This is a genomic window from Streptomyces sp. NPDC044033 (assembly GCF_056434425.1).
In genome coordinates this window covers 100,307-106,573 of record NZ_JBWKFF010000020.1, presented here as the reverse complement: position 1 = coordinate 106,573, position 6,267 = coordinate 100,307, and the positions used below count along the sequence as shown (strand labels likewise).

The 6,267-nt window shown below is 67.7% G+C and carries 7 protein-coding genes and 1 pseudogene; 3 read left to right on the top strand and 5 right to left on the bottom strand.

Annotated elements, in window-relative coordinates:
• Window positions 1–115 precede the first annotated feature (115 nt).
• The 4 genes from AC07AB_RS30295 to AC07AB_RS30280 all read right to left on the bottom strand — a co-directional run bounded on the left by AC07AB_RS30295 (window position 116) and on the right by AC07AB_RS30280 (window position 2,927).
• Window positions 116–949, bottom strand: a complete 834-nt coding sequence (locus AC07AB_RS30295) for a protein kinase domain-containing protein (protein WP_478573414.1) — start codon at window positions 947–949, stop codon at window positions 116–118.
• Between the two features lie 82 nt (window positions 950–1,031).
• Window positions 1,032–1,466, bottom strand: a complete 435-nt coding sequence (locus AC07AB_RS30290; protein WP_478573412.1) for a glycine-rich domain-containing protein — start codon at window positions 1,464–1,466, stop codon at window positions 1,032–1,034.
• 493 nt (window positions 1,467–1,959) lie between these two features.
• Complete coding sequence (locus AC07AB_RS30285) at window positions 1,960–2,415, bottom strand: DUF7848 domain-containing protein (protein WP_478573409.1); 456 nt, start codon at window positions 2,413–2,415, stop codon at window positions 1,960–1,962.
• Complete coding sequence (locus tag AC07AB_RS30280; RefSeq protein WP_478573406.1) at window positions 2,415–2,927, bottom strand: ATP-binding protein; 513 nt, start codon at window positions 2,925–2,927, stop codon at window positions 2,415–2,417. Before AC07AB_RS30280 ends, AC07AB_RS30285 begins: the two co-directional genes overlap by 1 nt.
• A gap of 220 nt (window positions 2,928–3,147) precedes the next feature.
• Here AC07AB_RS30280 and AC07AB_RS30275 point away from each other — a divergent pair.
• From AC07AB_RS30275 to AC07AB_RS30265, 3 genes and pseudogenes are all read left to right on the top strand, one after another.
• Window positions 3,148–3,240 (top strand): annotated as a pseudogene (locus AC07AB_RS30275) (helix-turn-helix domain-containing protein); the annotation flags it as partial.
• A gap of 480 nt (window positions 3,241–3,720) precedes the next feature.
• Complete coding sequence (locus tag AC07AB_RS30270; RefSeq protein ID WP_478573596.1) at window positions 3,721–4,320, top strand: DNA-binding protein; 600 nt, start codon at window positions 3,721–3,723, stop codon at window positions 4,318–4,320.
• An 11-nt stretch (window positions 4,321–4,331) separates the two neighbouring features.
• Window positions 4,332–4,805 (top strand): hypothetical protein, encoded by a 474-nt coding sequence (locus tag AC07AB_RS30265; protein ID WP_478573404.1) that lies wholly within the window; start codon window positions 4,332–4,334, stop codon window positions 4,803–4,805.
• A gap of 27 nt (window positions 4,806–4,832) precedes the next feature.
• On the opposite strand, the gene gad is transcribed toward AC07AB_RS30265, so the two are convergent.
• The gene (gene gad / locus AC07AB_RS30260) at window positions 4,833–6,254 is read right to left on the bottom strand and encodes a glutamate decarboxylase (RefSeq protein ID WP_478573401.1); all 1,422 of its coding nucleotides are present in this window, start codon (window positions 6,252–6,254) and stop codon (window positions 4,833–4,835) included.
• Window positions 6,255–6,267: the final 13 nt, after the last annotated feature.

The window sequence follows — 6,267 nt, the reverse complement described above, 5'->3', positions numbered from 1 at the left end:
ATACAAGAGTTGAGGGATCTTTCGGTCGCAATCATTCCTTCCTCCCCCCCCCCCCCCCCCCCCCCCCCCCCGCGGCCGTCAGTGGGGGAACCCATCAAACGCGGAGCCGGGGTCGCTAGGGGCGGGGGTACGCCGCTTCGTTCAGGGAGTCCGCGACTTGGGCAGCCGTGGGCCGTGCAGCTGGGTCTCGGCGCATCATGGCTGTGATCAGACTCCCCAAAGGACCGGGGATGTCCACGGGCCGGTGCGGCTTGCTCACGATGGCGCGTCGCTGGCCTTCGCGGGGCGCGTCGTCCGGATAGTCCACGTGCCGCCACCCGGTGGCACTGATGAAAAGAGAAGCGCCGAGCGCGTACACGTCCGACTCACGCGACGGGGCCGCCGTGCCCGATTCCAGCACGCTGCACGAAATCTCCGGTGCCTCGTAGTGGACAAGGCACCCGCGGTACGGGAAATCGTAGGCGCCCGAGACGTGCCCGCCGCCGCTCGCCAGCCCAAGATCAATGAGCCACGTGCAGGCTGTATCCATCAGAAGATGGTTCGGCTGTACGTCGCCGTGCGCCCAGCCTTTCGCGTGCAAGGCGGACAGTGCGGCAGCACACGAGCGCGCTTCGGCGAGGCTGGGGACTGATCTATGGGCCCGATGGCGCTCCCATCGGCTGAACAGGTCCACCCCTTCCCGCCACGGCTGCGCACTCCATGTCCCCTCGGCCCATTCACCGCACTGAACCTCCTCCGGAATGATCTGGCGAAGGATGACCGATTCACGCGCGGGTGCCAGTGCGGTCCAGTCGTGTGGGGGGCAGCGATAGCCGAGCTTGACGGCAAGGCGGCCGGCGGGTGTCTCCACATCCCAGACAGTAGAACCCCGCCGGTTGGCGACGAGCCTTGTGGTCAGGGGTTTTACCGCGTCTGCAACGTGCTTGGGGATGTCGAATGGTTCAGGCACCACAGTGATCCTCTCGGCGACAGGGCCGCCCCCAAGCTTTGAGGGACGGCCCCATGGGTGACGGGAGGCTACTGCCGCGAGGTCAGTACGGTCGGCCGTCGTCGCTGTCGCACTGCGCCACGGACGTACCGTCCACGGTCCACAGAGCATCGAACACCCGGAACCCGGCTGCCTTCATGGAGCGCACCGTTGCGTTGACCGCTGCGACGCTCCGCCCACCGTTGCCAGTGTGCGGGCGGTGATGGATGAACCGCCCGCCGTGGGCGTGACAGAACTGCGCATAGTCCTTGGTGTGCAGGATGAACGCGTGGAGCCCGTGATCCACGTCGTCACTGGGGACCATAGGGACGTTGGCGGTTGCCGCCGTGGCGACGAAGGCGAGCGCCTGGTCCGTGATCGTCTCTGCCCGCTCCGGCGTCTGCCCGGAGGGAACAGAGACGAAGTGCGCGATGCTGTCGAACAGTTCTTCGGAGACGAGCGCGCGGCCCGTCCGAAGATCGTTCGCTGTTGCGGTCATGCGCGTGCCTCTCTGCGAAAGGTGCACTGCACTTGCTGTCGTCCGATTCCCGCTGTCCTCTGCCGTAATCGTGCGGGGGTTGTGCCGCCCCGCCCCCGGCCGGCTTCGCTTCACGGGCGTGCGACCGGGGCGGGATTCTCTATGACGACGCGTCGTTGGTGTCGGCGTCGCTGGTGTCGGTCTGGTCCTGGTCGTCGGTCTGGGTGTCGGTAGTCAGCCAGCCGACGAGGTCGTGCACTTCCATGCGTCCTCGGGTTCTCGGTTTTTCGGTGGCCTGCCCCCCGTGCGTCACCACAGGGCGGGTCGTGGTGGCATCTACGGGCGTGTCATAGGCAGCTCCCTTCGTCCGCGTGTCGGGTGGTTCCGCCTCGCCGCCGGGTCCTCGTGGGGTCACCGGCGGGGAGGGGAGTTCAGGGGTGGTTGCGCGTGGTGATCGTGTACAGGAGCGCCATGGCCGGGCAGCCAGCGAGCACGAGAAACGTGGCGATCCCTCTCATGAAGCGTCGCCCCCAGCAGGCAGCGCGCGGGGCTGAGCGACTTCGCCGGGGATCACCAAGCCCGGCTCACCCGGAGGTTCCAGTGTCACGTAGTCGGCGCTGGCCCGGCGGTAGCGGGGGTGGCCGGTTGCCTGGGTGTGGCGGCGCATCCATTCCTCGACCCAGTCCGGGCCGCCGGAGCGGATCATCTCGCCGCAGTCTTTCCCCTTGCCGGACTCCTCGCCTGTGATGCAGTCGGCGCGGTAGTCGGGTCGTGCCGAAGGTTCCGGCGTGATCTTCCACGGCATGTAGCGGATGGTGCGATTCATCGGCTTCTCCTCACCAGAAGTGGCCTCAACGGTCAACTCGTCCAGCGGGCAGCCCTGTTCATCGTCGTATGCGACGGCGAACGGTACGGGGGGCCGGTCGGCATCGTGAGGAGCGAGGGCGGCCCGGTTGGCGTGCTTGGACATCAGGCGCTCTCATCCGCGCGAAGCTCAGCCCATACGACCTTGCCCCAATGCCTTCGGTCACAGCCCCAACGCCAGCTCAGAGCGTCGACCAGAACCAGGCCGCGCCCCTCCTCGCAGTCGCTGCCAGGACGGAGCACCTTCGGGAGGGCGCGAGATTTGTCGCTGACGCTGATTCGGATCAAGCGGTCAGTCGGCCGCCGAACAGCCACGCGGACCACGCGACACCGCGTGTGGTCCATGGCGTTCGTCACCAACTCGGAGACGATCCACCTTCCGGCATCAACCAACTCGTCTGCGCCCCAAGCGCTGAGGGCGGCGGAAACGAGTAGGCGAGCGCGATGCGCTGACTCCGGTTCGCAGAGCAGCGTCTCGTCATAGCCGGGGGCACCAACTGCGTGCGGCCGGGTCGCGGGCAAGTTCACGGTCTTCCCTCCACGGGTGGGGCGTCCGCCTCCACGACGGGGGTGGCGCGGTGCGGGCTCTCCTCCAGGTCGCCGGTCAAGGAACCCCATGCGAATGCGGTTCCCTCCGACGGCTGACAGGCAGTGAACGCTCGGCGGCCGGTCCGAGTACATCGCCGATGCATCACTCACATGTGGATATGCGCACAGCGGGTACGGAATTCGTGGCACCGTTGGGTGAGCTCGTACCGTGGGAGGGACGCCGTTGAACTGGCAGTCATCGGCCATCAGAGACGCCAGTAGTGCTGGCGACTACGGCAAGGTCATCGAGATGGTTCGAAAACAAGCTCGAATGACACAACGACAGTTGGGCGAGGCATGTGGCCTGTCCCAGTCAGCGATCTCAAGGTTGGAAAAGCGCGGACCAGGTTCGTACGGGACCGACATCCTGTCGGCCGTCGCCCTGCACTTGGAAATCCCGCCCCAGGTTGTTGGCCTCGCCGATAAGCACGCGCTACGAGGCGGGACAGACCCAGTGGAACGACGCGGATTTCTAGGAAGCATCGCCGCCACAGCGGCCTCGCCCCTGCTCGGCGCGGCACCCGAGCCGGATGGAACCGTAAGCCAAGCAGCAGCCCTACGGCTCAACACGGCGATATACCGCAGGCTGGACGGTTCCACTCCGTCACGGGATCTCGCGGACGCCGTCGAGTCTCATATTCGGCTGATCCAGAGCATCAGTCGGCACGCTTCGCATCAGAATGCGCGTGTTCGGCTGGCAGCTGTCGCCAGTGAGGCTGCGAGCTTCGCAGGATGGCTGGCGTTGGACATGGGGGACCACGGTTCCGCACGGCGTTGGTACGGCTCGGCGGTACGGGCCGCCCGCGCCTTCGGAGACCCACTCTTGACGGCCTACCAGGCAGGCAGCCAAGCGCAGTTCGAAGCGTACGTCGGCAACGGCGTCGAAGCGCTCAACCTCTCACGGGACGCGCGGCGGTACTTGGGGGACGCGCCCCCGGCTGTGGCCGATGCTTGGCTGACTTCCGTCGAGGCTCTCGCGTACGCGGTGAATGGGAATCAACGGGGAGCGGACCAGGCGCTCATCCGCAGTCGGGGTCTGGCGGAGACACTGAGCGCCGGGGAGCCGCCGCTGTGGCCGTGGGTATTCCCTTTTGACGTCGCGAAAGTCGCGGCTTGCCGCACTGCTTGTGGTGCCAGGCTCGGCCTGCCTCAGTGGGTGTTCGCGGCCGGCACGGAAGCCCTGGTCAATGGAAACGACAAACAGCGGGCCCTCACCATGCTGGATTTGGCCGCCGGCCACCTTGCGGCCGGGAGAGTGGAGGCGGCCTTTTCCCTGGCATCGCGGGCTGTCAGCACGGGGCTTCAATACAAGTCCAGCCGCGTGGTGGAGTGCGCCCGCGCGATGCGTCGCTCGCTGACCTGCACGTCGCCTCCCAAGGTCGTGCGCGAATTCGACGGGCGCTTTCACGGCGTTCACCTCTGAAGGAGGAGCCCATGCGTGTGGGGATCACCGGTCACCGCGGACTGAGCCAAGAGCTTGAGTCCCAGGTTCGGAAAATGCTCGGGGAGGCGGTCACTCAGTATTCGGCCGCGGATCTGGTCGGTGTCTCCTGCATCGCTGACGGCCCCGACGCTTGGTTCGCGGAGGCTGTCCTGGCGCACGGCGGACGCCTCGAAGTGGTCGTTCCCGCCAAGCGCTATCGCGAGGGCCTGCCCGAGGGGCATCGACAGCTGTACGACCGGCTCGTGCACCAGGCCGTCGAAATCCACCGTACGGGCAAGACCACCTCCGACCCCCAGGCGCACATGGCGGGGAGCGAAATCCTCGTCGGGCTCGCGGACGAGGTGCTGGCCGTGTGGGACGGCGAACCCGCGCGGGGGCACGGAGGGACGGCGGATGTCGTGGCCCACGCCGAGCGGAACGGGGTGCCGGTTCGCGTCCTGTGGCCCGCGGGCGCAAGGCGCTGACCACGAGTGAAGGCCCCCGCGACGCGTTCAGTGGTGGAAGGCCGTCGCCGCCCCCTCCGGGCGGCCCAATGGGCCCGGCTGGCGGTGGAGTTCGGGGAGGAGTTGGGTGAGGTCCTGGATGAAGAGGTCGGCGAGGTCGTGGGTGAAGCCGTTGCGGCACACGATGCGGAGGACGGAGAGGTCCTCGCGGTTGGCGGGGAAGGTGTAGGCGGGGACCAGCCAGCCGCGTTCGCGCAGGCGGCGTGAGACGTCGAAGACGTCGAAGTTCTCAACGCCGTCGGCCGTCGTGAAGGCGAAGACCGGCAGCTCGTCGCCGCGCGTCAGGAGGCGGAAGTCGCCCAGTGTCTCGATCTGTCCGGCCAGTGTCGTCGCGACGTCGCGTGCCACCTGCTGCACCGCGCGGAAGCCGTCCCGGCCCAGCCGCAGGAAGGTGTAGTACTGGGCCGCCACCTGCGCGCCGGGGCGCGAGAAGTTCAGGGCGAAGGTCGGCATGTCGCCGCCCAGGTAGTTGACGCGGAAGACCAACTCCTCCGGGAGCGCCTCCTTGTCCCGCCACAGCGCCCACCCCACCCCCGGGTACACCAGCCCGTACTTGTGTCCGGAGGTGTTGATGGAGGCGACGCGCGGCAGCCGGAAGTCCCACGTCAGTTCCTCGTCGAGGAAGGGCGCGATCATCGCGCCGGACGCGCCGTCCACATGGACCGGCACATCGAGGCCCGTACGCTCCTGCAACGCGTCCAGCGCCGCGCACACGTCGGCCACCGGCTCGTACGAACCGTCGAAGGTGGAGCCGAGTACGGTGACGACCCCGATGGTGTTCTCGTCGCACAGCTCGGCCGCGGCGGCCGGGTCGAGGTGGTAGCGGTCGCCCTCCATCGGCACCTGGCGCGCCTCGACCTCCCAGAAGTTGCAGAACTTCTCCCAGCAGACCTGGACGTTCGCGCCCATCACCAGGTTGGGGCGGGCCTTCGACGGGTAACGGTCGGCGTTCCGCTGCGCCCAGCGGCGCTTGAACGCCATCCCGGCCAGCATGCACGCCTCGCTGGAACCGGTGGTCGAACAGCCGACGGCCGACAGCGGGTCGGGCGCGTGCCACAGGTCGGCGAGGATCGTCACACACCGCTGCTCCAACTCGGCGGTGCGCGGGTACTCGTCCTTGTCGATCATGTTCTTGTCGCGGCACTCGGCCATCAGCACGCCCGCCTGCGGCTCCATCCACGTGGTGACGAACGTCGCCAGGTTCAGCCGGGAGTTGCCGTCGAGCATCAGTTCGTCGCGGACGAACTGATACGCCGCGGACGGCGTCATCGGGCCGTCCGGCAAGTGGTGCCTCGGCGGCGTCGCCGCCATCCCGCCCACCGGGTCGGCCTCGCCGTAGAAGGGGTTGACCGAGTAGCCGCGCTTCTCGGCCGCGCCATCCGATCCGTCCGGTCCCTTGTGAAGTGCCATTCGCTGCGGCTAC

Bases quoted from the DNA above. Each gene is read 5' to 3' on its own strand.
- AC07AB_RS30265 (WP_478573404.1), top strand. From the start codon at position 4,332: ATGCGTGTGGGGATCACCGGTCACCGCGGACTGAGCCAAGAGCTTGAG.
- AC07AB_RS30285 (WP_478573409.1), bottom strand. From the start codon at position 2,415: ATGTCCAAGCACGCCAACCGGGCCGCCCTCGCTCCTCACGATGCCGAC.
- gad (WP_478573401.1), bottom strand. From the start codon at position 6,254: ATGGCACTTCACAAGGGACCGGACGGATCGGATGGCGCGGCCGAGAAG.
- AC07AB_RS30280 (WP_478573406.1), bottom strand. From the start codon at position 2,927: ATGGGGTTCCTTGACCGGCGACCTGGAGGAGAGCCCGCACCGCGCCAC.
- AC07AB_RS30290 (WP_478573412.1), bottom strand. From the start codon at position 1,466: ATGACCGCAACAGCGAACGATCTTCGGACGGGCCGCGCGCTCGTCTCC.